Genomic DNA, 24,519 nt, shown 5'->3' with positions numbered 1-24,519 from the left:
TCCTGACTGATCACATGCAGGACCCTCCCACAGACAGTCAGCCGATTCCACAGAGAAAGCCGCCGCAACGTGATCATTATCAGACACGCCCTAGCGGACGGGGCCCTGCTCGTCGATGAAGAAGTCAGGCGTTCCACAGAACAGGTCAGTGGTCACCGGTCCGTAGGCGATATTGAAGGTGTCCAGCCAGTAGGACCAGTCCCGGATCCCCAAGGCGCTGCTGAAGCGGTAGTTCAGCTGCCAACGGACCCACTGCCCGGGAACAAGTCGCACGGCCGGCGGACGTCGTCTCCGCGGCGGCAGGGCACACAACGGCCGCACTCGCGGGAAGACGCGCAGGCGTCCTTCGGCTTCATGGAGTTGGACATCGACCTTGCCCAGGTCCTCAAGAGTGTCATGGGGCTGAAAACCGTCCTCCTTGCGCATGCGCACCACGTGCGCCAGTGACCTCGATGCATGGGGAAGAGAGAGCCCGATCGGGGCGGCATTCCTGCGCGCGGCACTCTCACCTCCCCGAGACCTCTTGGTCCACGATGTCCGTACCCACTGCACGGTGATCTCCACGCCGTCTCACTCCCCGCTCAGCACCCACTGCATGGTGATCTCCACGCCGTCTCACTCCCCGCTCAGCTCGTCGAGGATCTCGCTGTAGTAGCGGCGCCGCTGGCTCAGTGTATGGGCGACCTCCTCGTCTGTGACCTGGGAGATGTTCCCGAGATGCGCCAAGAGGTCGTGCCGCTGGGGATGGTCAGAGCCTTTGACGTACTCCGTGGTGATGGACCCTCCGGCGGCGAGCAGCAGGTGGTGGGGAAGGCCGCACCAGGTGCCGAAGCTCTGGCAGCCGGCTTCCCACGGGAGCCAGACGTCCTCGACGCGGCGTTCTTCAGCGATCCGCAGGGCGGCGAGTTGCTGTTCCAGGTGCTGACCGAGCGCGAGGAGAAGAACAGCGTCGCCATCGCCTCCAACGCGTCGTTCGGCGGGTGGACGAAGACCTTCACCGATCCCCGGCTCTGCGCGGCCATCGTCGACCGCCTGACCTTCAACGGCACGATCATCGAGACCGGCACCGACTCCTACCGCCTCGGCTCCACCCGGGCCCGAGCCGAGGAACCCGCCAAGACCGGCTGAACACGCATGTCCCACCAGCCGCGGGCCGGGGCTGGAAACCGTGCCGTCGGCCCCCGGCTCAGAACCGCGGCCGGGAGCGCCTTCCTCGCGCCGGCGGCGTGCTGGTGGGCTCGCACCGCTGTCGAGTCCACCGACATATCCCAGTTGATCCCTCCCGCGACGTTCTCGGCCGCCTGGATTCGAGACAGCAGCATCGTCCAGATTCCATCAGCGGACCAGTGACGATGCCGTTTGCAGACCGTCTCCCACGGCCCGAACCGCTCCGGCGGATCCCGCCACTGCACACCGGTCCGCACCCGGTACAGAACCCCGTTGATCACCCGACGGTGATCGCTCCACCGCCCTCCGCGCGCACCACCGGGAGGTGAGAACGACTCCAGCCGAGCCCATTCCGTGGTCGTCAGATCGCCACCGCCCGTGAAGACAGCCCGACCCAACAACCCGCCCCAGTGCGGCGATCCGAGAAACAGTGCCTAGTAGAGGGACAGACCGTACTTCGACAGAACGTCAACGATCGACTGGTAGAAGGTGCTGCCGCCCGCCGAGCAACTTTGGTTCACGTCGAGGATGATGCCCAGTGCGGTGCTTCCGGAGAACGCGGGACTGCCTGCGGCCCCGGCCTCGGAGCAGGTGTTCGACTTGATCACTCCGGTCATGATGCCCTCGGGAAAATTGATCGTGACGTTCACGGCCGTGACCGTGCCGCAGTGGACTCCGCTTCCTCCGTTGGTGTGGCAGATGGACTGACCGACATACGGACGCGCGGCGCCGGTGATGTCCAGCATCGGGCCGTTTGCGCCGAGACGGACCTCACCGGGGAAGGCCACCGACGTGCTCGTGTAGCGGATGAGCTCGGGCCTCGCCGGGAATGCGTCGCTGGTACCGACGACTACGTTCAGGGCGGAGTCGGCGTACCACGTGGTGGCGCCCTGCGCGCAGCGGCCGGACACGATTCCGTAAGTGGTGCTGCCGCCACGGGCGTTGAAGCCTACGGTGCAGCGGGTTCCGATGTTGCTGTAGAGGACGTCGCCGCCGCGTACCTCGACTGCCGCGGTCGTTGGAGCGGTGGCCGGGACGCCGGTCTCCTGGGCGTACGCCGTCGAACCGGTGGCGGCGAACCAGCCGAGCAGCAGGGTCAGTGCTGCGACGGCCGATACGGCGGTGCGGACGGCTCTGCGGAACGGTTCTTCGGTGCGGTACGAAGTAGAGTCCGGCCTCATGCTGTCTCCCCGTTTTCCCCTGTATGGACGGCCATGGCATGTCATGCGCCTGTCATTGTCGGCCTGCGGGGAGGGAAGCGTCAGTCCGAAAGACGCCAATCGGCGGCGCCGCCGGTCTTCGGCTCGCTGCTCCGGTTGAGCGCCACCGACGAGGGAGCCGGCCGGGACCGGATCCTGCTCTCAGCCCCGGCTCGTCCGGGCGCTTCCGTCCTGGAGGACCGCCGGGAGCTGGCCGTCCGCTCCTCCTACGACGAAGGCCGAACCTGGCAGACGGTCGGTACCCTGGCGGTCCCGGGCCGGGCCGGGTACTCCGACCTCACGTTGTCGCCGACGGGCACCATCGGCTTGGTCTACGAGACGGCCACGACCACCCCGCACGGCACGGTCGCCTTCACCGCGTTCGCCGACCCCGAACTGGACGCCGCCCAGACCGAACTGCGCCTCCCACGCACCAGCGACACCAGCGGCAACAGCAACCACGCCGTCGTCCACGGCGACGCCCGACTCGGCACCAGGGGCTCCGGCAAAGCGCTGGACTTCGACGGCCGTGACGACTACCTGCGGCTCGTGAACTGCGCGCCGTCCCTGCGGCTCGGCGCGTCGGACTTCACCGTCACCGCCTGGTTCAGGTACTCGGCCCCCACCGGCTCACTGCCGATCCTGTGGGGGTACGGCATGGGAGCAGCCGAACGGCAGTTCTGGCTCCGGGCGGAGCCGGGCAACGGCTTCGTCCGGGCGGCGATCGACACGGGCACGGACTACGCCGAGGTACGGACCCCCTTCTCGTACGGCGAAGGTGCCTGGCACCACGTGGTGTTCACGCGCCAGGACGGGCAACTGCGTCTATCGGTGGGCGGCAGCGCGGACTCCATCGCGTCCGCACCCGCAGGTGACATCACCCCGTCCGGCGCCTTTACCGTCCATGTAGGGGCGCGTCCCGACTTCCCGGACCAGCCGGCTGGTGTGACGCAGTTGTTCGAGGGTGGTCTGGACGATGTCCGCGTGTTCGGCCGCGCGCTGACTGCCGGTGAGGCAGCCCGGGTACGCGGCGGCGCTCTCGACGTGGCCAACAACGAGGAACGTGTCCGGCTCGCGTTCAGCAGTCTCTGGTAACGGCATGGCCCTCGTCGGGCCGCCGGATCAAGTGCCGGCCGTGCGCGTGCGGTGTTCCGCCCCCGTCCCATGCCGGCGCGGGACCTTGATGTTGTCCGTGCCCTCACCTCTGCGCCAGCGCTCAAGCACCTCTTGTTCGGCGAGCTTCGTCGGGGTACCCAGCTTGTGGGGCCGGACGCCGTCCGGGATCTCCAGGTCGTCGATCTCCGCGTGGTCGGCGGTCACCTTGCCCGGGGTGCTGTCCCTGGACCGGAACGACGAAAACTGAGGCTTCATCATTGGCTACATCTGGTCGAAAACCAATCCGGAATCTTACATCCGCGTAACTGTGGGAAACCTCTACATCAAAGCCTCGGCAAGCTACGGCAACGAGGTGCCGGGCAACACATTCTGCGCCCCCGTCGCGAAGGGATAGTCTTACGTGGTGGAAGCGCACAGAGACGGCGCCAAAGGCGGCTACGGCTGCTACTGGGTACCGCTCAGCTGACCCGCTACCGCTTCAGCAACGGTCGCCGCCGGTGACCTTCCGCTGCTGCCCGGCCTGATCCACCCCGCAGTCTCCGACCGCCTACCGCGAACCGCCTCCGGTCTTCTGGCCGGAGGCGGTTCCCACCGCCGCGCGACCCGGGCCGGCCTCGACTGCCCCACAAGGCCGTCACGAGCCCGTGGGGTATCCGACTTTCCGCCCTCCGTCCCTGCAGTCCCCGGGCGTCTCAGGAACGTGGCCAGAGGCATACGACAGCAGCGGTCACCCTGCCGGACATGACGTACGCCCCCGCGTGCAGGACTGTGTGGCGACCGCCGGAATCCGGCGAGCTTTGACCGTCCGTCCCGCTTCTTCGCCGAAGGAACGCTGCCCACGCCAGTGGGTGTCCGTACCGGACCTCGGTACAAGGTGGGGCCTGTCGCGTCCGATACCACGCGGTGCAGGGGGTGATGACCGTCCTGCACTTCCTGGCGGGCAGGCGGGCAGGCGGGCAGGCGGGCAGGCGGGCCGGCGGGCCGGACGGGGTCGGGCCCCCTGCGCCCGGCGGGGGCGGGCTGCCGGAATCAGGAGTTACTAGTTGCGCGCGGGGGCTGCGGCGGCAGAACGGTCGGCGGAGATAACCGCCGAACTGACCGTGCTCGGCGGCTTCGACCGAGACCTCGCAGCCGATGCCACCCGCGCGTCCAGCCAATTACGCTCAGTCGGAGTCGGCCGCCGGAACTGCTGTCGAAACGCTGCTCCGCAACATGAACAGAGCCCTCCCCTCCCCTCGGCGCCTCGGTCCACCAATCGGGCATATCGGTGTGCGCAGTGCGCCCGGTTAACCTCTGCAGGTACCTTCACAACGGGACCAGTGCCGCAGGCCACTGAGTCAGTTCGATGCACGAGGTCGTAATGGTTGTGACCTGTTCTTTGTGAGGCTGTGTTCACGACGTAGGGCAGCATTTCGACAGCCGACAGGATGTCGCTGACGGCGCCGATCGTTCATGTCGCCTGGCGGAGCTGGAGGCAGCCCTCTCTTGATCTACCGTAGCCGACAAGTAACGCTGCGAGTACGCAAGTTCCATGACAGACGAGTGAGACAGGGGCGGTGTGGTGCGGACCGGATTTGTCGACCGTGTAAAGCACATGGACGAATTGCGCACGCTGATGGGGGACGTGGTTGCGGGGCGCGGGGGCCGGGCCGTTGTGATCGACAGTGTTTCGGGCATGGGCAAGTCAGCGCTGTTGCGCGCGTTCGAGGCCGAAGTCGCGGACTCTCAAGAGCTGTCAGGCGCCCGCCGGGTACTTTCCGTACGGTGTCAGCCGTCGATCGGATCAGGGCTGAACTACGTGGCGGTCTCCGACCTGTTGTTGCAACTGGCGCGGGACCAGGAGAACAAGCAGCCCGGCCGCTTCCGCCGCCTGCTGGGCTTCACCCGCGAGGGAGTCATCCGCTCGGCCCCGGACGTGCTGTCCGCGATCGTGCCCGGTCTGGGTGCGCTGTTCACGCTGGGCAGGGAGGTCACCGAGGCATCCTTGGCTTCTGGATCGATGCCGTTCGACAGCCTGCTGCCCTTCCAGCAAGGAGTAGCCGCGCAGATCGTGGACGCCCTGCTGGATCTCGTCCGGCAGGGCCCGCCCACAGTCGTGCTGATCGACGACATCCAGCATGGCGATCCCAGCAGCCTGCTGGTCCTCGACCGGCTGTTGCGAAGGCTGCCCGGCGAGCCGCTCGGCCTGGCGCTCAGCCACACCACCGACGGGGCCTACGTCGACGGCCCGAGTTCCACGGTCGAGGACCTGCTGCATGGCTGGGCGAAGGACGGGCTCCTGCGGCGGCGGGTGATGCAGGGCCTGCCACAAGAAGCCGTCGCCGAGCTGGTACGTTCCTGGCACCCCCAGGCGCCGCCGTCTCTGCCGGAACAGCTGAGCCGACTGACCGCCGGTCACGCCGTCTTCCTCACGCTGTGCCTTGAGGAGTGGCGTCCGGGCGACGGGCTCTCCGTTGAACTGCCCGGCAGCTTGTCGCGTGTGGTGGAGGACCGCCTTCGGCTGCTCGCCGAACGGGATCGCGAACTGCTCGTGATCGGAGCGACTCAAGGAGAGACATTCCTGTCCCGCACGGTCGCCGATGCCAAGGGGGCGCCGCACGACGAAGTGATGGAGCGTCTGCGCCTCATCGCTGACCAGCACAAGCTCATTGTGCACACGGGCTTGCCCGGCTGGGCGCGGCGGGAGGCGTCCGATTGCTATCGCTTCGAGCACAGTGCCTTGTGGGGGGTGGTGTACGGGCGGCAGACGCCTCAGCAGATGCGATCCCGGCATGCCCGTATCGCGGCGGCGCTCACATCCGAACCCGTGGACGGTCTACCGCTGGAACGCCGGCTGGAGATCGCCCGCCATCTGCGCAGCGGCGGCGCTGAGTGCTTGCTGGCATCGGCCGAGGTCCACTACGGGCTGGCCCGGGACGCCGCCATGGAAGGACTGTCCTTCGCCGAGGCTGAGAGCCACTGCGAAGAGGTGGTCAAGGCAGTCCAGGACTTGCCGGAGCAGGAGGAGAGCCGGGACCGGTGGCTCATCCAGGCGGTGGAGCTGCTGCTGTCACTGACGGAAGTTCGCTGGCGGGGCCAGCGTCAATCGGTCGGCGGTCCGGACATCGATGGCCTGGCCGCCGCGGCGGAAGCTGCGGCGGAACGGTGCGGAACACCTGAGTTAGTCATCCGTACGACGCTCCTTCGCGGCAAGACCCTGCTTGTCACCCAGGGTCTGCTCCCGTCTCTGGACAAGCTTCGCGCGGCCGTGGAGCTGGCCGAGCAGCACGGTGATCCCGTCCCGCTCTTCGTGGCCCGTGTCGAATACGGGCGGCAGGTCTCCAAGCGTCGGCTGGCCGACGGTCTCTCCCAGCTGAGGGAGGCGGAGCACCTGTACGCGTCCGCCCCGGGCCTTGGCGGCACCATTGACCCGGTGCTCCAGCACGCTCGCAATCTCGGAGAGATGCAGCTCGGCATCACCCTCTACGACAGCGGATACCTCAGCGAGGCTCTGGCCAGGCTGAGCCGCTGCGTCCAACGGCTGCGCGACGAGCCATTGAAGGCCGAGCTACCCATAGCGCTCAACTACCTGGCGCAGGTGAACATGGGCCTCGGCGCCTACGAGGATGCCGAAGAGGTCCTGGGCGAAGCCCTCGCCTTCGAGGCCGACCGCGGAGGCGACAGCGGCTGGCACGCTTACAACAAGGCCCTCCTCGCGCATCTCCTCATCCACCAGTCCGCGCGACGCGACCAGGCCCTGGAACTGATCGCCGACGCGTGGGCGGAGACAGAACGGACCTGGCTGGCCAACCTCGTCCCCATCGTCCGCAATCTTTATGCCGAGATCCTGCTTCTTGCCTCCGACAGAGCCGGGAACCTCCTGGAACAGGCCGACCGCCTGGCGGTCGACACCTGTGTCGAGACCCAACGCAGCGGAATGATCCGTAGCGAGATCGCCGCGCACTCCCTGCGTAGCCGCATCCTGCTCCGGCAAGGCGACATCACGGGAGCCGAGGAGCAGGCCGGCCAGGCGGTTCGAATGCTGGACGAGGTCGGGGCTATGCCCGCACTCCGTACGGAGGAGATCCTTTACCACTGTGCCGTCGTGCTGGCGGCCGGGGGCGCACGGGAGGAAGCATCCGCACTTCTTGAGCGGGCCCGGCTCGAGCTCGCCCGCAAGGCGGACCAGGTCATCGACGATGTGCTGCGCGACCGGTTCCTCACGCGGGTCCCGCTTAACCACGCCGTTCTCCAGGGCGAAGGAGTCGGCCAGTGACCAGCGCGTACGGCCGACGAGGGGTTCTGACAGTAGGTGGAAGATGGAGCCGTCATGGTGACAATCACCAAAGAGTTCCACTTCTCGGCCAGCCACGTCCTCTACCCGGCTGCCGAACCGGCATCCCTGCGTTCGCATGCACGGCCACAACTACGTCGTCGTGTTGGAACTCTCCGCCCGCCGCGAGGACCTCACCGAGGCAGGCTTCGTCCGCGACAGGCGGAGCAGGGCGCTGGAGTGCGCCCGGAGGAGGTGCCGGAAGCCGTACCTCAGCCTGCGGCTGGCCTCTGTCTGAATGTCCGACACCTCGATCACAAGAGGCCCCTCTGTCCCTGGAACCGTCCATGCGTTGTAGATGCCGGCGTTCTCCTCAGCACGCGGCTGGAGGTCCGCCGCAGTGAGGTATCGGATGCCTTTGGGGCGTCCTCTACGAGGGACCATCGCGTGCCGCTCCGCAGGGCAAGGACCCGTTCGTGCTCGTCCACGAGTACCGCCCCAGCTCTGACCGCAGGGCAGTGTCCGTGGTGGGAACAGCCTCGAAGCTGTGTGTGGTCACGCAGTGCGAGGAACAGCGGCCTCATCGCTGTGCCCTCGGTGGGGTGGCGGCTGAGGTACCCGTTCATCTCTCTGAAGATGGCGCTCGGTCGTACGCTCATGGCCCGCCTCACCGTCTCTGCGTTCCTCGCGGTGCACGGCGGGGAGCGGTTTCGTATGCCGGGCCGACTCGCGCATGTACTGGTTCACGCTGAACTGGGTGACTTTGGGGGCGGGGGTACTTGAGGTCCAGCTGCACGTACGCGGCCCGGTAACATCTCGCGCACGTCCGGGTCATCGTCGGAGCCCAGCTCGTCGACTGCCATGACCGCGCGATTTTCGTGCTGGCACATGATGCAGGCTCCCACGGCGGGGTTTTTGAGTGGTGCGTCGACGCAGTGGTGCACGTTCATGTTCGGGCGTTTCGTGGTTCGACCGTGCCGTAGTCGCCGGTGACGATGCCGGCTGCGAGCACGATGCGGCCGTCGGCGGGGGCATCGCCGTGACGCGGGTCCGGGTCGGCGTGCGCTCTCGGCAGCGCCGACAATGCGCTATTCAATTTCGGTGGCGGATCATCTAGAGTTCTCGATATGGCGAATCAGCTTGCAGCCGGACCGAAGCTTCTGGAATACGTCAGGGAGTTCTCCCTCAGGGAGGACGATATTCTGCGGGATCTGCGACAGCTGACCGCGGAGTTGCCCCGTGGGGAAGCGATGCAGGTCATGCCAGAGGAAGGGCAGTTCCTCGCGTTCCTGATCGCGTCGGCGGGCGTCACCGACGTGCTGGAGCTCGGCACCTTCACCGGTTACAGCACCCTGTGCATGGCCCGCGCGCTCCCGCCGCACGGGCGATTGATCACCTGTGACATCACTGAGCGATGGCCGGAGATCGGTTCCGATTACTGGCGGCGGGCAGGCGTTTCCGAACGGATCGAGCTTCGTATCGGCGCGGCGACCGATATTCTTGAGAAGATGCTCGAAGACGGTTGCTCCGACAGCTTCGGTCTCGTTTTCATCGATGCCGACAAAGCGAATTATCCCCGGTACTACGAACTGGCATTACGGCTTGTGCGGCCGGGCGGGCTGGTCGTGGTGGACAATACGCTTTTCTTCGGCCGAGTCATCGACCCTCTCGCCGACGACGCGGATACCGCCGGTGTCCGCGAGGTCAATGCCACGATCCGGGACGACCGGCGGGTCGACGTCTGCATGCTCCCGATGGCCGACGGCATCACGCTGGTCCGCCGCCTATGATCACGGGCTGACGGGCTGACGGGCTGACGGGCTGACGGGCTGACGGGCCGGGTTCGGGCGCCGGGCCGCCGGGCCCGATCCGGGCACCTCTCGCGCTCAATCCGGGCGTACCTCCCCGGCCGGTGCCCGGTCGGTGAGGTCCGGAGCGATCAGCCGGGCAGTCGTCGGGGCGTCCCGCCGCTCAGCGGTGAGGTGCAGCAACAGGACGTCCTCCCCGGAACTCTGCGCGACCTCGTCCCGGCAGTCGCAGGGCTGCTCGTCGAAGCCCGCGAACCGGTAGGCGATCTCCATCACCCGATTACGGTCGGTGGCGCGGAAGTCCGCCAGCAGATGGACACCGGCCAGGGCGGCCTGGTCGACCAGCCAGTTCAGAATGATCGTGCCGGCGCCGAACGCCACCACACGGCACGAGGTGGCGAGCAGCTTGAGGTGCCACGCCCTGGGGTGCTTCTCAAGCAGCACCACACCCACGGCGCCGTGCGGCCCGAAGCGGTCGGTGAGTGTTGTGACCAGGACCTCGTGGCCGGGGCAGGCGAGGAGCGCGCGCAGCGCCTCGTCCGGGTAATGCACCCCGGTCGCGTTCATCTGGCTGGTGCGCAGGGTCAGCTCCTCGATCCGCGACAGCTCGTCCTCCGTGGCCCGCCCGATGCGCATCACCATGTCCAGCGAGCGGAGGAAGTCCTCGGACGAACCGGCGAACCGCTCCCGCTCGTCCGTGCGCCGGAAGCCCGCCTGGTACATCGTCCGGCGCTGCCGCGAGTCCACGGTCACCGACCTCGGGCTGAACTCGGGCAGGCCGAGCAGTGCGACCGCGTCCTGTGCCGCGTAACAGCGCACTTCGGGGAGATGGAAGGCGACCTCGGACCGCTCGGCCGGCTGGTCGTCGATGAACGCGATGGTGCCCGGAGCGAAGTTCAGCTGCTCGGCGATCCGCCGCACCCCGTCCGACTTGGGCCCCCAGCCGATCTCCGGGACGAGGAAGTAGCCGGCGACTCCGAGGGCCTCCAGCCGTGCCCACGCGATCTCGTGGTCGTTGCGGCTGCACACCGACTGCAGAATGCCCCGCGCGTCCAGGCCGACGATCACCTCACGGATCGCTTCGGACAGGACGACGTCCTCGTCCTCCAGCAGCGTGCCGTGCCAGAGCGTGTTGTCGAGGTCCCAGACCAGGCACTTCACGGTCGTGGACGGGGCCGCCGGGGCGTTGTCGCTCATGTTCGGCTCCTTGTGATGACGTCCTGGTGATGACGTTCGGCGGCCACGAGCGAGGTCACCGCCTGCTGAGGGCGTGGTCGGCCAGCATCAGCTGGCACATCTCGTTGCTGCCCTCGATGATCTCCATGAGCTTGGCGTCGCGGTACGCCCGCGCGACGAGGTGACCGTCCTGCGCCCCGGCCGACGCGAGCACCTGGACCGCGGCGGCGGCGCCCTTGGCCGCGTGCCCGGCACTGACGTACTTCGCCAGTACGACGGCGGTGACCAGGTCGGGGGCGTTCTCGTCCCAGCAGCGGCTGGCGTACTCGCAGGCCCGGGTGGCGACCTGTTCGGCGGTCCACAGGTCGGCCAGGTGCCGGGCGACGAGCTGGTGCCGCCCCAGCGGTTGGCCGAACTGCTCGCGGGAACGGGCGTGGCCGACGGCCGCCGTCACGCAGGCCCGGAGGATTCCGACACACCCCCACGCGACCGAGATCCGGCCGTAAGCCAGGGCCGTTGTCACGAGCAGGGACAGCGGTTGCCGCCCGCCGCCCAGCAGGCTGCTGAGCGGCAACCGCACGTCGTCGAGCAGCACCTCGGCGTGCCCTGCCGCCCGGCAGCCCAGCGGGTCGGCCACCGGCCGCACCTGGACCCCGGGGGCGTTCCGGGGCACCACCACGACGGCACCGTCCTCGCCCATCCGGGCGACGACGAGGAAGAGATCGGCGTACTCGGCGGCGGTCACCCACTGCTTGCGGCCGGTGAGCGACAGGGTGTCGCCGGCGACGGTGACGGTGGTCGCGACGGCCGACAGGTCGCTGCCCGCTTGCGGTTCGCTGAAGGCCACGGCCGCCGTGTCGCCCGAGGTCAGCCGCGGCAGCAGCGCCGCCGCCTGCTCCGGGTCACCGAGCCGTTCGACGGTCCACGCGGCCATGCCCTGCGAGGTCATCACACTCCGCAGCGAGCTGCACAGACTGCCGACATGGGCGGTGAACTCGCCGCTGTCCGTGCTGCTCCACCCGGGCCCGCCGTACCTCGCCGGAATCTGAGCGGCGAGCTGCCCGGCCGCACCGAGTTTCCGCACCACGTCCTCGGGCAGCCGGCCCGCCCGGTCCCAGCCGGACGCCTGGTCACCGACCAGCTCGGTGACCGCGGCGGCCGCCGCGGCGACGGCGTCACGCACCGGAGCCGCCGGGGGCCGGCTGCCGGAGGCGTTCGACCAGCGTGCCCATCCGCCGCACGGTGCGGAAGTTGTCCATCCGCAGGTCGGCGCCGCGGATGGCGATGCCGTACGTCCTCTCCAGATGCACTACCAGCTCCATGGCGAAGATCGAGGACAGCCCACCGTTGCCGAAGACGTCCACGTCGGTCTCCCAGGCCCTCCCCGTGTGCTTCGTCAGGAACCGCAGCAGGTCCGTCTGGACCGTGCCGGCGTCGCCGACGGGTTCCGGCACCGGACGGTCGGATGGCGTGGTCATGTCTGTTCTCCCTCGTACTCGTAGAAGCCGCGACCGCTCTTGCGGCCGAGGTGGCCGGCCCGCACCATCTCCAGCAGCACGTCGCAGGGGCGGCATCCTTCGTCACCGGTCCGGTTGTGCAGCACCCACAGCGAGTCGACCAGGTTGTCCAGCCCGATGAGGTCGGCGGTGCGCAGCGGGCCCGTCGGATGACCGAGGCATCCCTGCATGAGCCGGTCGACCGACTCGGCGTCGGCGGTACCCGCCGCCACCACCCGGATCGCGTCGTTGATCATGGGGTGCAGGATCCGGCTGGTGACGAATCCCGGCGCGTCGGCGACCACGATCGACTCCCGGCGCAGCGCGGCGAGCAGCGCCCGCAGCGCGTCCAGGGTCGCCTCGCCGGTACGCGTACCCCGGATGACCTCGACCGTCCGGATCAGGTAGGGCGGATTCATGAAGTGGGTACCGATGAGATCCTCCGGCCGTGCCGCCGCCCGGGCCAGCTCGTCGATGGGGATCGCCGACGTGTTCGAGATGATCGGGATGCCGGGCGCGACCAGGGCGGACACGTCCGCGATGACCTTCGCCTTGGCGTCGGCCTCCTCGGTGACCGCCTCGATCACCGCGGTCGGTGCCGCGTCGTCGGCCGTCACCAGTTCGGCGAGCGACAGGCCGGTGACGAGAGCGCCTGGGGCCACCCCGTCCGGCAGCGCGCCCATCAGCTGCGCCATCCGCACCTGGTGGGCGATCCTCGCCGGTGCCTCGTCCAGCCGGCGCCGGTCCAGGTCCGTCAGCGACACCGCGATCCCGTGCCCGACGGCCAGCGCGGCGATGCCCGACCCCATCACCCCCGCTCCGAGCACAGCCAGTCGCTGCCCGGCGCCGGGCGCACCGCTCTCCATTGCCATGTCGTCCCTCTTTCGGTCCCGGCCCGGCCGGGAGGCTTCCGGGCTGTGTCGAAACACGGTGATCGCGGACGGCAGCGACCACGGGAGGGGCTGAGCGCCACCCCTCGCGGCCACCCCCGTGCTGCCGCCGGCGGTGGTCACTCCTCCGAGCGGCTCACTTCGGTCCGGGAAGACAGCGGAGGTACGAGACCACCCGTGGGTTCCGTGTAGAACTGCTGCGCCCACTGCCGGTACCGGCCGATCGGACCGTCGCCCTTGGCGAGCTTCGGGTGCTCGACGTGCTCCTGGTAGTGCCACATCAGCAGGTCCGCGCCGGTGTCGACGCTCGCCACCCGCTGGAGAACAGCACTGAGCAGCCGGGCGGCGGGCAGCGCCGCCGCGCGCCCGATCTTCTCGGGCACGCCGGGGATGCCGGTCAGCTCCAGCTTCGTACCGAACCGGAGCTGGATGCGTCCCGCGCTGGTCGCGGTCGCGTGGAGCATCACGTACAGGTTGCCCGCGCCGCGGGGCAGGACCGTCCTCGCCGCGATGGTGCCCAGCCCGATCACGGTGAGCGTGTAGGACTGGCGGGACCCGCGCATCATGGTGCCGCGGGCGGTCGCGGTGACGGTGCTGACCGGTTTCCCGGCCACCGGGGCGCCCTCGATCTCCAGGTCCTTGAGACCGTGCAGCGCGGGCAGATGCCCCCAGTCGAACGCGTTCTCGATGACGTCCTGCGGGTGACCGGCGATGTCGAAGGTGTCGTGGCTGTACGGCTGCCGCTCATCCATGGGCAGGGCCGGGACGTCCCACTCCGGGGGCAGCCCGAGGGCGTGCCACCACACGTAGATCGAGCCGTTGACCTCGCGAACCGGGTACTGCGACAGTGACGCCTTCGGCGGCGGCTTGTCGTAACCGGTACGTACGCAGGCACCGGCCGGGTCGAACGCGAAGCGGTGGAAGGGGCAGACGATGTCCTCGCCCTCGACCGATCCGCCGACCCCGAGATGCGCCCCCAGATGCGGGCACCGCGGCCGGACGGCCCGCAGCAGACCACGGGCCGTCCGGTACAGGACGACCTCCGTGCCCGCGAGTGGACGCGTGGTGACGGACCCGCGTCTCAGCTCGTCGCTGAAGGCCAGACAGAACCATCCGTTCGGGTACGGACGGGAGGGTGCGTGCAGGGTGTCGGCCGGGGCCGCACCGGGCCGGCCGACAGCCCGGGAGCGGAGCAGTTGCTTCACTAGGGGTTTCAGGTGAGGCTTCATGGCGTCACTCCTGGTGCTGCACCGGGCAGGCGGAGGCGCCCGCCCGCGTGGACGGCTGGGCAGGTGCGGACCGCGGCGCGGCCGCGTGGAGTTCGGCGCCGCCGGCGCCGCCCGTCCGCCGCTCGCTGAGCCGCAGGGTCAGCCCGCGCGAACTCAGACTGGTCTCCACCTTGGGCTTGAACGGCTGCTCGCCGGCCGGGGTCAGCTCCCAGCGGGAGACGATGGCGGTCAGGGCCAGGATGGCCTCGGTGAGGGCGAACTGGTCCCCGATGCACTTGCGGGGGCCGGCGCCGAACGGGATGTAGGAGGCCCGGTCGGGCTGGACGTCGAGCCAGCGGTCGGGGTCGAACCGGTCGGGCTCGGTGAAGAGGTCGGACCGCCGGTGCAGGAGGTACGCGCTGAGCACGAGGGTGCTGCCGCTCTTGAGCTGTACGCCGCCGAGCTCGGCGTCCTGCCTGAGGGTGCGGGTCATCATCCAGGCGGGCGGGTACAGCCGCAGCGTCTCGGTCACCACCCGGGAGGCCAGGCCGAGCGACGGCAGGTGCGCGGCATCGAGCTTCCCTCCGGCCAGGACGCTGTCGGTCTCGGCCTGGAGCCGCCGCTGGATGTCCGGGTTCGTGGCGAGCAGGTGCAGCGCCCAGGCCAGGGTGATGGCCGTGGTCTCCATCCCGCCGAGGAAGAACGTGAGCGCCTCGTCCGCCAGTTCGGCGTCGCTCAGCTGCTTCTGGCCGTCCTCGCTCTCCTCGTCGACCGCCCCGACCAGCGTGGAGAGCAGATCGGCACGGTCGGTCGGATCGGCACGCCGCTCGGCGATGATCTCCGCGATGGTGTCCGCAAGCCGGTGCCGTGCCTGGTCGTACCGCCGTTTCTGCCGAGTCGGCAGCCGGCGCAGCAGGGCCGGCGTCATCATCCGGCGGAAGAACGCGCTCACGATGGTGGCGGTGTCGGCCAGGGCGCGCCGCATGGTCTCTTCCGGCAGCGCGCCGCTGAACATCGTCTCCATCGTGGCGCGCGTCGTCAGCGTCATCATCTCCTGGGTGACGTCGAGGACATCGCCGTCCCGCCAGGACTCCGCCTTCAGCTCGGACGCGCGGGCGAACACCGCCCCGTACCCCGCGAGCCGGGTGGGGTGGAACGACGGCTGGCACAGCCGCCGCTGCCGCCGGTGCAGGGTGTACGAGCAGGTGGACAGGCCGTCGCCGATGACCTCGCGGATCCGGTCGTAGATCGGGCCGCCCTTGTCGTAGACACGGTCGTTCAGGAACACCTGCCGGGTCAGGGCCGGGTCACAGACCATCACGGCGGTACTCGGGCCCAGCCGGACGCGTACCAACTCGCGGTACCCGGACAGGGACATGATGAACGCCAGCGGATCGCGGAGCAGGGGCAGCGCGTGGCCCAGCAGCGGCAGGGCCTTGGGAGCGAGCGGAACGGAAGCCGCGGTCGCCGTACTCGTGTCTGTCATGGACAGCCTCAATTCATGGTTGATCGGCCGGCAGGTGCCGCGGCGACGGAATCGCGGGTGATCTCGATCAGCGCGGTGGTCCAGCGGAAGCCGACCCCGAAACTCACGACGAGGACGCGGTCCCCGGCCCGCAGGGTGCCGGAGCGGAACGTCCTGTCGAGGGCGAGCAGGACATCGGACGGGCCGGCGTGGCCGAGGTGCCGGCCGTAGGCCCAGCTGGTGTTGTCGGAACGCAGGCCGAGCGCCGAGCCGCTGAGCAGCAGGTCGAGGACGACCGAACCGATCGCGATGGGCACCACGTGCGAGATGTCCGCCGGTTTCACGGCGGCTTCGTCGAGGACGGTTTCGATGCAGTGGTGGGTGGCCCGTTGCAGCACCTCGATGTGGGGCATGAACCCGGTCTCCTCGACGGGGAACCGCCGGGCGGCACCGGTGTACCCCTGCCTGGCCCGGGTCTGCGTCTCCAGTTGCGGCTCCGTGACATGGGCGGTTGCCACCAGGCGGGCGCAACCCGTCCCACGGGTGAGGACGGCGGCGGCACCGGCGTCACCGGCCACATAACCCAACTCCCGCGCATAGCCCCACCGTTCGTTCGGGAACCGGACACCGGTCGTGACCAGCGTGGCTTTCGCGTCCGGCCGGGCGGTGAGGTGTTCGGCCGCGGTGACGAGCGCGGCGGCACCGCCGTCACTGGCAGCGCCGACCTCGATCGAGGCGGTGTCCTTTCCGCCCAGTACTCGCGTCAGGTAGGCCGCGGGCGTGTAGTGGTCTCCGTCCTGGAAGCCGGCGTGCACGAGCAGACTCAGGTCGGCGGGGGCGACGTCCGCGTGGCGCAGCGCCTTGAGTCCGGCCCTGGCCGCCATCTGTGTCGCCGTGTTGTCCTTCGAGACGGCGGCCGAGGTGAATCCGTTGAGCGCCAGGGCGGAGGGCTGCCGGGCGCCCGGCCCGCCCCGCGGCTCGTGTTCGGGTTTGATGGGGGGTACCCACGCTCCGGTCCCGGCGATCGTGATGTCCTGCCACAACACAGCTGTCTCCTCGGCTGTCACGAAAGGGGCGACTGGGGAACGCGGGCGCGGGGCCGGATCACTTCTCCGCTGTGGTCCAGGGGGTGTGCGGTGACCCCGGCGATCCGGGCCAGCACCCGGCCGTGACCGGTCGCGGCGGTGAGATCCCCGGTGGCGTAGTCGCAGTGCAGCCGGATGGCCGGATTCTCCGCGCTGAGCCGGCAGTCGTTGCCCGGTCCGCTGAGATCGACCTCGTCGAGGCCGGCCATCGGGCCGACCAGGGGCGGGCTGTCACCGCGCGGCGGCAGCAACAACAGGTGCACCATCGCGTCCAGCAGGATCGTCGGCACGCTCATCCCGGCCAGCGCCGGAGCCCAGGCGGCATGGTCCAGAGCGAAACGGGCGCTGTTCCCGTCCGGCCCGCGGGCGTAATCGCTGGTGCCGGCGAACGGGCCGGTGAGCGAGATCGGCGGGTCGGGGGAGTAGACCGGCATCGCGAAATCGGGTTCGGGTTCGTAGGAGGAGCAGTCGGGGGGGCCGGCGAGCGCGGGGTAGCGGTCCGCCAGCAGGACCCTCGTTTCGCACAGCAGGTCGTTGAAGCGCAGCACCTTGCCGTTCTTGCCGAGCCGGTGCGCCGTCATCCTGACGGACACCTCGGCGCGGTCGCGCTCGCGGCTGGTGACCCGGGCCTCCACCGCGACGGTGCGCAGCGGCCCGCCGAGCCTGACCGTGATCGACGTCCGGCAGGTGAGGCCGCGGAACCCGGTGACCATGAGGCCGGGGCAGAGGGCCGAAGCCGCGCCGGCCGCGGCTTCGAGGGTGAAGGTGCCGGGCAGGGTGTACTCGCCGTTGACCCGGTGGTGGCGCATCCACCGGCCGTCCTGTTCGGCCAGCGTGAGCGGATCCCAGGTCTTGTTGAAGACGGCCCAGTCCTTGCCGCGGTACTGGACCCCGTCGAGCAGTGGCGTCGTCAGTGCCGGATCCGGCGTGGCGGGCGGTGGCGCGTCCGGTGCGGGGATACGAGGATCGGCGGCACGACCGTAGGTGCTGATACCGCGCAGGGCCAGCAGGCGGCGTTCTTCCTCCCGGATGAAGAACGACACCCCGCCGGCGGGTGGCCGGGTCATGGCGGAGAGGAACTGCGCCTGTCCCTGGGCGGTGCTGATGTACGCGTCCATCTGGTTGCGTTTGAGGGTCTCGCGCATGCTGACGCTGCTGGCGACGCCGACCTCCCGCCAGCCGCTCCACAGGACCGCGACCTCCCGGTGGCCGTCCGGTGCGTGCCGCTGGGCCTGGGCGCTGGCGTACGCGAGGTACTCGTTGACGGCGCAGTAGTCGATGTCACCGGGCGCGGGGGCGAGTGTGGCCAGGGTGCTGAAGTTGCACCAGATACGGGGCGGATGTCCGGCCAGAGCCCGTTTGAGGTTGCGGTAGCCGGTCGCCTTGGTGGTCCGGACCGCCCGGAAATCGGTCAGGGTCTTGGCGTGCAGCGCACGCGAACGCAGGTCGAGGACGGTGTTGATGAGCAGGTCGATCTGTCCGTGCCGGGCGAGGACCTCGGCGACGACGGCGGTGGTGCGCTCGGCGTCGAGGATGTCGCACACCCGGTGGTGGACGCGGTCCTCGCCGCACAGCTCCGCCAGCCGTTCCACCGTGCGGTGCACTTCCAGGCGCGCCTCGGCCTTCTCGTAGGCGGCGCGCAGCTCACGGACCGACGCGTCGGGGCGCCTGCGGCGTTCGGCGGCGATGAACTCGGCCTGCGGGGGCAGCGCGTCGCCGGTATCCGGCAGCGGGGTGCGGCCGATGACGTACACATGCGGCCGTTCGCTGGTGCGGGCGAGGGCGTGGAGGAGCTCGGGCGTGATTCCCCGGGCGCCGCCGAAGGCGACCACGACCGCGCCGGGCGGCAGCGAGGGCTCTTCCGCCGGGGGCGGTGCCGCGTGGTCGTCGGCGACGGCCAGGGTGAACCAGCCGTCCGCGCGGTGGACGAGCGTGTGCGTCGGTACCTGGGCCGTGCCCGCCCGCGCCAGTTGGTCCAGGGCGGTGGCGGTGTCCGGCGCGTCACTGAGCAGGATCACCCCGCCGCACTGCGGGACCTCGGCCCGGACGGAGCGGATGAGGCCGGTGAACAGGCCGCTCAGCGGGGGTGGCAGGTCGAACGGCACCGCCCCGAGCAGGACCGCGCCGAGCGAACCGCCGGTGCGCAGCGCGGGCAGCGCCGCCTGGAGTGTGGTGAAGGTGAGGTCCTGGAGATCCTCCAGCCGGGTGGCCTCGGCCTCGTCGCCCACGTCGTCGTGGACGGGCAGCCGGGAGAGGACCCGGATGTGGCGGGGGACGAACGGCAGGCCGGCCAGGGCGCCGGGTGCCTCCTCGGCCGGTACGTGGTCGGCGGCCGCGACGCCCGGTCGGGGTGACCAGACGGCGATGTCCGGGCCGGTGACCGCCGCCGCGAGATCCGGGGCGTCGGTGAGGACGACGGTGCCCGGCGGGATCGGCGGCGTGGCCGGGCCTCCTGGCGGCGGGGGCGTCGGGACGAGCCGGAGGGTCTGGCGTCGGCCGGTGAACTCCTCGGTCTGTTCGGGCGCGGCGGTTACCGGTTCGGTTACGGGTTCGGTCCGTGCGGGGTGACTCGTTTCCGTACGTACGGCCTCCTCCGGCCCGGTACGTACGGCGGCTTCCGGGGAGCGGTGGGGCGGTTCGTCGGAGGGCGGCGTGAACCGGATCAGCGGTGATCCGGTTGCGGCGGGCGTCACCACGGCGTCCGTGCCGGTGACAACGCCCTTGAGGACCGCCAGCAGCGCGTCCAGTGACAGATAGGTGTGCCCGGCGCCGGCCAGCACGGGAAGGGCGTGCGCGGGCGTGGCCCCCGGCTCGGGATCGGCGCTCTCGACCGCGGTGGAGAGCGTGCCCAGGACGGGCAGGTCGTGCTCCAGCGCGGTGGAGCGCCGGGTGACCGCCAGTACGGCGGCACCCTCGGCGATGGACCGGCCCTCTGGTACCAGACCGTCGAGGTAACGGTCCCAGCCGCTGATCGGCCGCAGGCATACGGCTCCGACGAGGGCGAGGTCGCAGGCCCGGTGCCGGAGCTGGCGCAGGGCCAGGTCGACAGCGGTGTGCGTGGAGTCCCGCTGGGAGTAGAGGCTTGCTCCCATGGCCTGGAAGTCGTAGTAGTTGGCGGCCCGGCCCGACAGGATGCAGGAGACCGCGCCGGTGAAGTCGTCCTCGTTCAGGTCGCCGGGGATCACTCCCGTGGCCTCGGCAATCCCTTTCGCGAGGTACTCCCTCAGAGTCCGCGCCTGCACCGGGTCGGGCAGGATGTCGAACGTGGTGGCGGCCTCGCGGGCATGCACCCGCAGCGCGGCCTGGGTGTTGTGCGTGGTCGGCAGCGTCGACCCCACCATCACCGCGGTACTGGGCCGCAGGCTGATGCCCGGTTCGCCGAGCTGGTCCAGCAGCGGGCCGAGGGCCTCCAGCATCATGAGGTGGGCGGCGTCCATGTGGCGCATCGTCAGTGGCGGGATGCGCACGTCACGTGGGGACGGCAGGGGATACGGCGTACCGAAGCCGGACTCCGGGAGCGGTCCGTCGCCACCCAGCCAGGCGGGTACCCGGGCGGCGTCCAGACCGGGCAGGTGGGTGTTCCAGCCCACGACGACCAGGTCCTCCGTGTCCGTGGCCGCGTCACCGCCGCGCCTCCGCGCGGGGGCTGCCCGGGGCACACGGTCGGACAGGACCACGTGCGCGTCCGCTCCTCCGAGGCCGAACGACGACACCCCGACCACACGCGGTCGCGCGTCGTCCACCGGCCAGGGCGCGTCCTTGACCGGAACGGTCAGGTGCGCGCCGTCGCCCAACAGCGGATGCGGATCGGTGACCACGGGCTGACCGGGGACCGCTCCGCGTTCCAGGGCGACCAGCGCGTGCGCGACCGAGACCAGGCCCGCCAGCACACCGGTGTGCCCGAAGACCTGCTTGTTCGACGTCAGCAGGCACGCCCGCTCCCGCGGCCCCAGCCGGGAGAGCAGCGAGCGCAGTTCGATCTCGTCGCCCACCGGTGTGCCGGTGCCGTGTGCCACGACCCAGTCCACGTCGTCGGCCTCGATGCCCGCGTCGGCCCAGGCCCGGGCGATCGCCAGCTCCTGCCCGCGTGTGGCCGGAGCGTGAATGCCCTTGCCCCGGCCGTCGGCGGCGAGGCCGGTGCCCCGGATGACACCGAGTACGCGGTCGCCGTCGGCCACGGCCCGCGCGTATGTCTTGAGGGTGAGCATGATGGCGCCCTCGCCGATCAGCGTCCCGTCGGCCGCCTGGTCGAAGGGGCGTACCTTGCCGCTCATCGAGATGCCCTGGGCGCGGCAGAAGAGCGTGAACCCGATCGGCTCGATCACCGAGGTCCCACCGGCCAGCGCCACGTCGCAGGAGCCCTCGCGCAGCGCCTTGACCGCCGCGTCCAGGGCGAACAGTCCACTGGCGCAGGCCGCGTCGAGGGTCAGGTGCTGGGATCCGGCGGGGATCAGCCCGCGCAGCGCGTTACGGGAGACGGACGCGGGCAGATACGCCTTCGGATCCCCGCCGTCGCCGCCGTAGTGCGCGCTGAGCGCGTGGTCGGCCAGCTCGGCCAGCCAGTCGCCGTCCTCACCTGCGGGGGCGGCTTCGCGCACCATGCGCCGGTACTCGTCGCCAAGGACGACGCCCTGGGGGCCGAGCCCGGTCTGGTCGTGGATGCCGGTGGTCGCGGCGAGCCACCGGTCTGTCGGCCGTTGGCCCACCCCCGCCAGGGCCTGGACGGCGCAGTGCCGCAGCCAGCGGGTGGTCCGTGGCCAGCCGGGGTGGCCGGCGTTCCCGTCCGGTTCGGCGATCGAGGCGGGGTCGGGGACGAAGTCGTGGAGGTACCCGGCCTCGCGGACGTAGAAGGCGTCGGTCTCCTCACGGGTGGGCGCCCAGAAGTGCTTCAGGTCGAAGGCGGACGGTTCGCTGGAGAGCAGGACGCCCTCCCGCAGCCGGTCCCAGAACTCGGACGTGTTGTTCGCGCCGGGCAGGGCCAGGCCGATGCCGACCACCGCGACGGCGCCGGGGTCCGTCTCCGGCACCTCGTCCGGCGCGGGGAGCGCCGTTGGCGCTGGTGAAGGCGTCGGCGCGGATGCTGCCGGCGCGGATGCCGCTGGGGGTGGGGGCGGTGGGGTCGGACGGGCGGGCTCCGGAACGGGGGACGGTTCCGGTGTACGTACCGGAACGGCGGCCGCCGGCCGCTCGGGAGCGGGCCGGTGCGCCTCGGACGGCGGCATCGTTGTCACCGCGGCCGACGGGACCGGTCGGCGCCGGGCGGGCACACTCACCTGGTCCGCGAGCCTGCTGTGCAGCCGCATGCCCTGCATCCCGCCGATGCTGATGCCGCCGTCGGCGACGATGGTCTGCCCGGTGATGAAGCCGGTGTCCTCGTGCAGGAGATGGCAGATCAACTTGGCCGCGTCCGGCGTCGAGAGGGTACGGCGCATCAGCTCGCTGGCCCCGGACGGGTCGGCGTGCACCGCCGCCGGGTCGTCGAGATTGACGACGATCTCGCTGTCGACGGAGCCCAGCAGCACCGTGTTGACCCTGACGCCCTGGCCGACCAGCTCGAGTGCCAGATAGCGGACCAGCGACTCCAGGGCCGCCTTGGTGACCCCGCCGGGGCCGTAACCCGGAACCGGCTGGTGCGCCCCGACGCTGGAGAGACAGAGGATGCTCGCGCCCTCTCTGCCCTTCATCAGCTCGGCCGCCCGGCGCGAACAGTGGTAGGCGCCCATCACATTGGTGGACCAGGCCCGCTGCCAGTACGTGTCATCGATGTCGAACAGGGGCAGGAACGCCCCACCCGCGGCGTTGTTGATCAGGATGTCCAGGCCACCATGGCGCTCCTGGACCAGGTCGAACATCCGGTCGATCTCACTGGTCTTGGCCACCGAGGCGCGGATGAACTCACAGCTATGACCAGCCTGCTCCAGCTCGGCCCGCAGCAGCTCCGCCTGCTCGACCGAGTGGAAGTAGTTGACGATCACGTGGGCGCCGCCCTGTGCCAGGCGGCGGACGATGTCCGCGCCGAGGCTCTTCGCGGCTCCGGTCACCAGCGCGACCCGGCCCCGCAGGCCGTCTGTGGAGGTCATCGCCCGGCAGCCTCCGCCCGCGCCTCTACGACGGTCTCCGCGATCCGGCGAAGTGTGCCGACGGTCAGCAGGGAGGAATTCGACCGCAGACCGGGCAGGTCGAACCGGTCGGACACCCGCCCGAGCAGGACGACCTGCTTGAGCGACTCCACACCCAGCTCGGACTCCAGACCGTCGTCCTCACCGAGGAGATCCGGCGGATAGCCGAGGAAGTCGCCGTACAGCGTCTGCAGTTCGGCCAGCACCGTTTCGTAGTCCAGTCCGGCGGACGTGGGTGTGGTGACGGGGGCGGCGGTCACCGGAGCTTCGGCGACGGGTGCGACCGCGACCGGTGCCGCGGCGGCCGCGGGGGCCGGAGAGGCGACGGAAGCCACATAGGACACGGGGGCCGCCGCTACGGGCACATCGGTCCGGGGCAGCGGAACCGCGGCGGAGTGCACCGGAACCGGCTCGGCCGGCACGGACACACTCACCTGCGCGGCGGGACCGTGTCCATTGCCCGACCGTACCGGTACGCGCGAGCGGAACGGTCCACCTTCGGCGGACTCGGTGATCAGCGCACGGACGGCTTCGACCGGATCACTCTCGCTCAGCGGGACGACACACCGCACGCCCGGGACCGACGCCTCGACGAACTTGGTGACGACGGGCCACTCCCCGCACTCCACGAACGTGTCGGCGCCCGCCGCGTGCAGGTCGCGGATCGTGTGCAGCATCCGGACACGGGCGGTGAGCGCGCCGGCGACCAGGTCGACCGGGTCGTCGTCGCCGATATCCCGCCCCAGCCAGGGGGAGCACACTCGCCAGCGCCCGGCACCGTACGGAACGCGGGGCGCGGTCGCCCGCAGGTCACGCGCGGCCTGCGCCATCGCCGGGGAGTGGGTCGGATGTGGGACGCCCAGGGGAAAACTCGGCCAGCCGAGCGCGTCGGCCACCCGTTCCACGTGCTCGATCAGCGCTTCGGGGCCACTGATGACGCTCTGCCGAGGGGCGTTCTCACAGGCCAGTACCAGGTGGGGATGGCTGATCAGCCCGGCGAGCGACTCCGCCCTGCGGCCGTCCACACCGACCGCGAGCATCTTTCCGTCCCAGCTCTGCCGGGTCAGTACCTGGGACCGGGCCACGGCCAGGCGCGCGGCGTCCTCCACGGACAGGTGTCCCGCGGCGGCCAGGGCCCACAGCTCTCCGATGCTCTGCCCGACGATCGCGACAGGCCGGGCGCCTTCGGCGATGAGCATGTGGTGCGTCGCGATGCTGACCGCGAAGATCTCCAGATACTGCACCTCCGGGCCGCGCTGGTCACTCGTCTCGTTCGGCTCGATCAGCCGTGCGCTGATGTTGGGCAGCCCCATTTCCCGGGCCGCTTTGTCGATGCGGGACAGTGTTTCACGCACGGTCTCGTAGCGGTTATAGAAATCGCACAGGATTCCTCCGCGTGGCGCAGCCACCGTACCGGGCATGACAAAGACAGAATTCACCACGTGCATCACCCTTATCTCTGTCCCGACTGCTGGCGGATTCGCATGGCCAGCCGGGGTCCTGAAACGCACACGACGGCGCGACGAAATACGTCCCCT

16 protein-coding genes and 2 pseudogenes are annotated in these 24,519 nt (G+C 70.0%); 5 read left to right on the top strand and 13 right to left on the bottom strand.

What is annotated here, in order from left to right:
- Positions 1–90 precede the first annotated feature (90 nt).
- Positions 91–564, bottom strand: a complete 474-nt coding sequence (locus tag ACFRKB_RS34235; RefSeq protein ID WP_383110512.1) for a hypothetical protein — start codon at positions 562–564, stop codon at positions 91–93.
- 324 nt (positions 565–888) lie between these two features.
- Here ACFRKB_RS34235 and ACFRKB_RS34230 point away from each other — a divergent pair.
- Positions 889–1,128 (top strand): annotated as a pseudogene (locus tag ACFRKB_RS34230) (ATP-binding protein); the annotation flags it as partial.
- Here ACFRKB_RS34230 and ACFRKB_RS34225 read toward each other — a convergent pair.
- Together ACFRKB_RS34225 and ACFRKB_RS34220 are read right to left on the bottom strand one after the other, a co-directional pair.
- Positions 1,074–1,565 carry an IS5 family transposase gene (locus tag ACFRKB_RS34225; protein WP_383110511.1) on the bottom strand — a complete coding sequence of 164 codons (492 nt, stop codon included), beginning with the start codon at positions 1,563–1,565 and terminating at the stop codon, positions 1,074–1,076. The pseudogene ACFRKB_RS34230 and the gene ACFRKB_RS34225 overlap by 55 nt on opposite strands.
- A gap of 36 nt (positions 1,566–1,601) precedes the next feature.
- Positions 1,602–2,348: a S1 family peptidase gene (locus ACFRKB_RS34220; RefSeq protein WP_383110510.1), complete on the bottom strand. Its 747-nt coding sequence runs from the start codon at positions 2,346–2,348 to the stop codon at positions 1,602–1,604.
- Between the two features lie 135 nt (positions 2,349–2,483).
- Between ACFRKB_RS34220 and ACFRKB_RS34215 the strand changes: the two genes are divergently transcribed.
- Complete coding sequence (locus tag ACFRKB_RS34215) at positions 2,484–3,461, top strand: LamG-like jellyroll fold domain-containing protein (protein WP_383110509.1); 978 nt, start codon at positions 2,484–2,486, stop codon at positions 3,459–3,461.
- A 27-nt stretch (positions 3,462–3,488) separates the two neighbouring features.
- Here the strand turns inward: ACFRKB_RS34215 and ACFRKB_RS34210 are convergent, their stop codons facing one another.
- Positions 3,489–3,740, bottom strand: a complete 252-nt coding sequence (locus tag ACFRKB_RS34210; RefSeq protein ID WP_383110508.1) for a hypothetical protein — start codon at positions 3,738–3,740, stop codon at positions 3,489–3,491.
- Positions 3,741–5,040: 1,300 nt separating this feature from the next.
- On the opposite strand from ACFRKB_RS34210, the gene ACFRKB_RS34205 reads away from it, so the two are divergent.
- The 3 genes and pseudogenes from ACFRKB_RS34205 (at position 5,041) to ACFRKB_RS34195 (ending at position 9,524) form a co-directional block, all read left to right on the top strand.
- Complete coding sequence (locus tag ACFRKB_RS34205) at positions 5,041–7,737, top strand: AAA family ATPase (protein ID WP_383110507.1); 2,697 nt, start codon at positions 5,041–5,043, stop codon at positions 7,735–7,737.
- 54 nt (positions 7,738–7,791) lie between these two features.
- Positions 7,792–7,954 (top strand): annotated as a pseudogene (locus ACFRKB_RS34200) (6-pyruvoyl trahydropterin synthase family protein); the annotation flags it as partial.
- A 907-nt stretch (positions 7,955–8,861) separates the two neighbouring features.
- The gene (locus tag ACFRKB_RS34195; protein WP_383110506.1) at positions 8,862–9,524 is read left to right on the top strand and encodes an O-methyltransferase; all 663 of its coding nucleotides are present in this window, start codon (positions 8,862–8,864) and stop codon (positions 9,522–9,524) included.
- 96 nt (positions 9,525–9,620) lie between these two features.
- Here ACFRKB_RS34195 and ACFRKB_RS34190 read toward each other — a convergent pair whose 3' ends face one another.
- From ACFRKB_RS34190 to ACFRKB_RS34150, 9 genes are all read right to left on the bottom strand, one after another.
- Entirely contained in the window at positions 9,621–10,739 is a 1,119-nt protein-coding gene (locus ACFRKB_RS34190; RefSeq protein WP_383110505.1) for an HAD-IIIC family phosphatase, read from the bottom strand.
- 55 nt (positions 10,740–10,794) lie between these two features.
- Complete coding sequence (locus ACFRKB_RS34185) at positions 10,795–11,901, bottom strand: acyl-CoA dehydrogenase family protein (protein WP_383110504.1); 1,107 nt, start codon at positions 11,899–11,901, stop codon at positions 10,795–10,797.
- Positions 11,894–12,196, bottom strand: coding sequence for an acyl carrier protein (locus tag ACFRKB_RS34180; protein ID WP_383110503.1), 303 nt, complete (start codon positions 12,194–12,196; stop codon positions 11,894–11,896). The genes ACFRKB_RS34185 and ACFRKB_RS34180 overlap by 8 nt, the downstream gene beginning before the upstream one ends.
- Positions 12,193–13,086, bottom strand: a complete 894-nt coding sequence (locus ACFRKB_RS34175; RefSeq protein ID WP_383110502.1) for a 3-hydroxyacyl-CoA dehydrogenase family protein — start codon at positions 13,084–13,086, stop codon at positions 12,193–12,195. The genes ACFRKB_RS34180 and ACFRKB_RS34175 overlap by 4 nt, the downstream gene beginning before the upstream one ends.
- A 137-nt stretch (positions 13,087–13,223) precedes the next feature.
- Positions 13,224–14,333 carry a Rieske 2Fe-2S domain-containing protein gene (locus ACFRKB_RS34170; RefSeq protein ID WP_383110501.1) on the bottom strand — a complete coding sequence of 370 codons (1,110 nt, stop codon included), beginning with the start codon at positions 14,331–14,333 and terminating at the stop codon, positions 13,224–13,226.
- A 4-nt stretch (positions 14,334–14,337) separates the two neighbouring features.
- On the bottom strand, positions 14,338–15,798 hold the full coding sequence (locus ACFRKB_RS34165; RefSeq protein WP_383110500.1) for a cytochrome P450: 1,461 nt from the start codon (positions 15,796–15,798) through the stop codon (positions 14,338–14,340).
- An 8-nt stretch (positions 15,799–15,806) separates the two neighbouring features.
- Positions 15,807–16,823 (bottom strand): 3-oxoacyl-[acyl-carrier-protein] synthase III C-terminal domain-containing protein, encoded by a 1,017-nt coding sequence (locus tag ACFRKB_RS34160; RefSeq protein WP_383110499.1) that lies wholly within the window; start codon positions 16,821–16,823, stop codon positions 15,807–15,809.
- Between the two features lie 17 nt (positions 16,824–16,840).
- On the bottom strand, positions 16,841–22,942 hold the full coding sequence (locus tag ACFRKB_RS34155) for an SDR family oxidoreductase (RefSeq protein ID WP_383110498.1): 6,102 nt from the start codon (positions 22,940–22,942) through the stop codon (positions 16,841–16,843).
- Positions 22,939–24,402 carry an acyltransferase domain-containing protein gene (locus ACFRKB_RS34150; protein WP_383110515.1) on the bottom strand — a complete coding sequence of 488 codons (1,464 nt, stop codon included), beginning with the start codon at positions 24,400–24,402 and terminating at the stop codon, positions 22,939–22,941. Before ACFRKB_RS34150 ends, ACFRKB_RS34155 begins: the two co-directional genes overlap by 4 nt.
- Positions 24,403–24,519: the final 117 nt, after the last annotated feature.

The organism is Streptomyces scopuliridis, assembly GCF_042790125.1.
Taxonomy (GTDB): Bacteria; Actinomycetota; Actinomycetes; order Streptomycetales; family Streptomycetaceae; genus Streptomyces; species Streptomyces scopuliridis_A.
Note: the sequence above shows the minus strand (reverse complement) of the source record. Positions and strands in the feature narration are given on the sequence as shown.

What these genes read in the sequence shown, in the direction of transcription:
- ACFRKB_RS34220 (WP_383110510.1), bottom strand. Translation starts at nt 2,348, where the DNA reads ATGAGGCCGGACTCTACTTCGTACCGCACCGAAGAACCGTTCCGCAGA.
- ACFRKB_RS34210 (WP_383110508.1), bottom strand. Translation starts at nt 3,740, where the DNA reads ATGATGAAGCCTCAGTTTTCGTCGTTCCGGTCCAGGGACAGCACCCCG.
- ACFRKB_RS34195 (WP_383110506.1), top strand. Translation starts at nt 8,862, where the DNA reads ATGGCGAATCAGCTTGCAGCCGGACCGAAGCTTCTGGAATACGTCAGG.
- ACFRKB_RS34190 (WP_383110505.1), bottom strand. Translation starts at nt 10,739, where the DNA reads ATGAGCGACAACGCCCCGGCGGCCCCGTCCACGACCGTGAAGTGCCTG.
- ACFRKB_RS34180 (WP_383110503.1), bottom strand. Translation starts at nt 12,196, where the DNA reads ATGACCACGCCATCCGACCGTCCGGTGCCGGAACCCGTCGGCGACGCC.
- ACFRKB_RS34175 (WP_383110502.1), bottom strand. Translation starts at nt 13,086, where the DNA reads ATGGCAATGGAGAGCGGTGCGCCCGGCGCCGGGCAGCGACTGGCTGTG.
- ACFRKB_RS34170 (WP_383110501.1), bottom strand. Translation starts at nt 14,333, where the DNA reads ATGAAGCCTCACCTGAAACCCCTAGTGAAGCAACTGCTCCGCTCCCGG.
- ACFRKB_RS34165 (WP_383110500.1), bottom strand. Translation starts at nt 15,798, where the DNA reads ATGACAGACACGAGTACGGCGACCGCGGCTTCCGTTCCGCTCGCTCCC.
- ACFRKB_RS34155 (WP_383110498.1), bottom strand. Translation starts at nt 22,942, where the DNA reads ATGACCTCCACAGACGGCCTGCGGGGCCGGGTCGCGCTGGTGACCGGA.
- ACFRKB_RS34150 (WP_383110515.1), bottom strand. Translation starts at nt 24,402, where the DNA reads ATGCCCGGTACGGTGGCTGCGCCACGCGGAGGAATCCTGTGCGATTTC.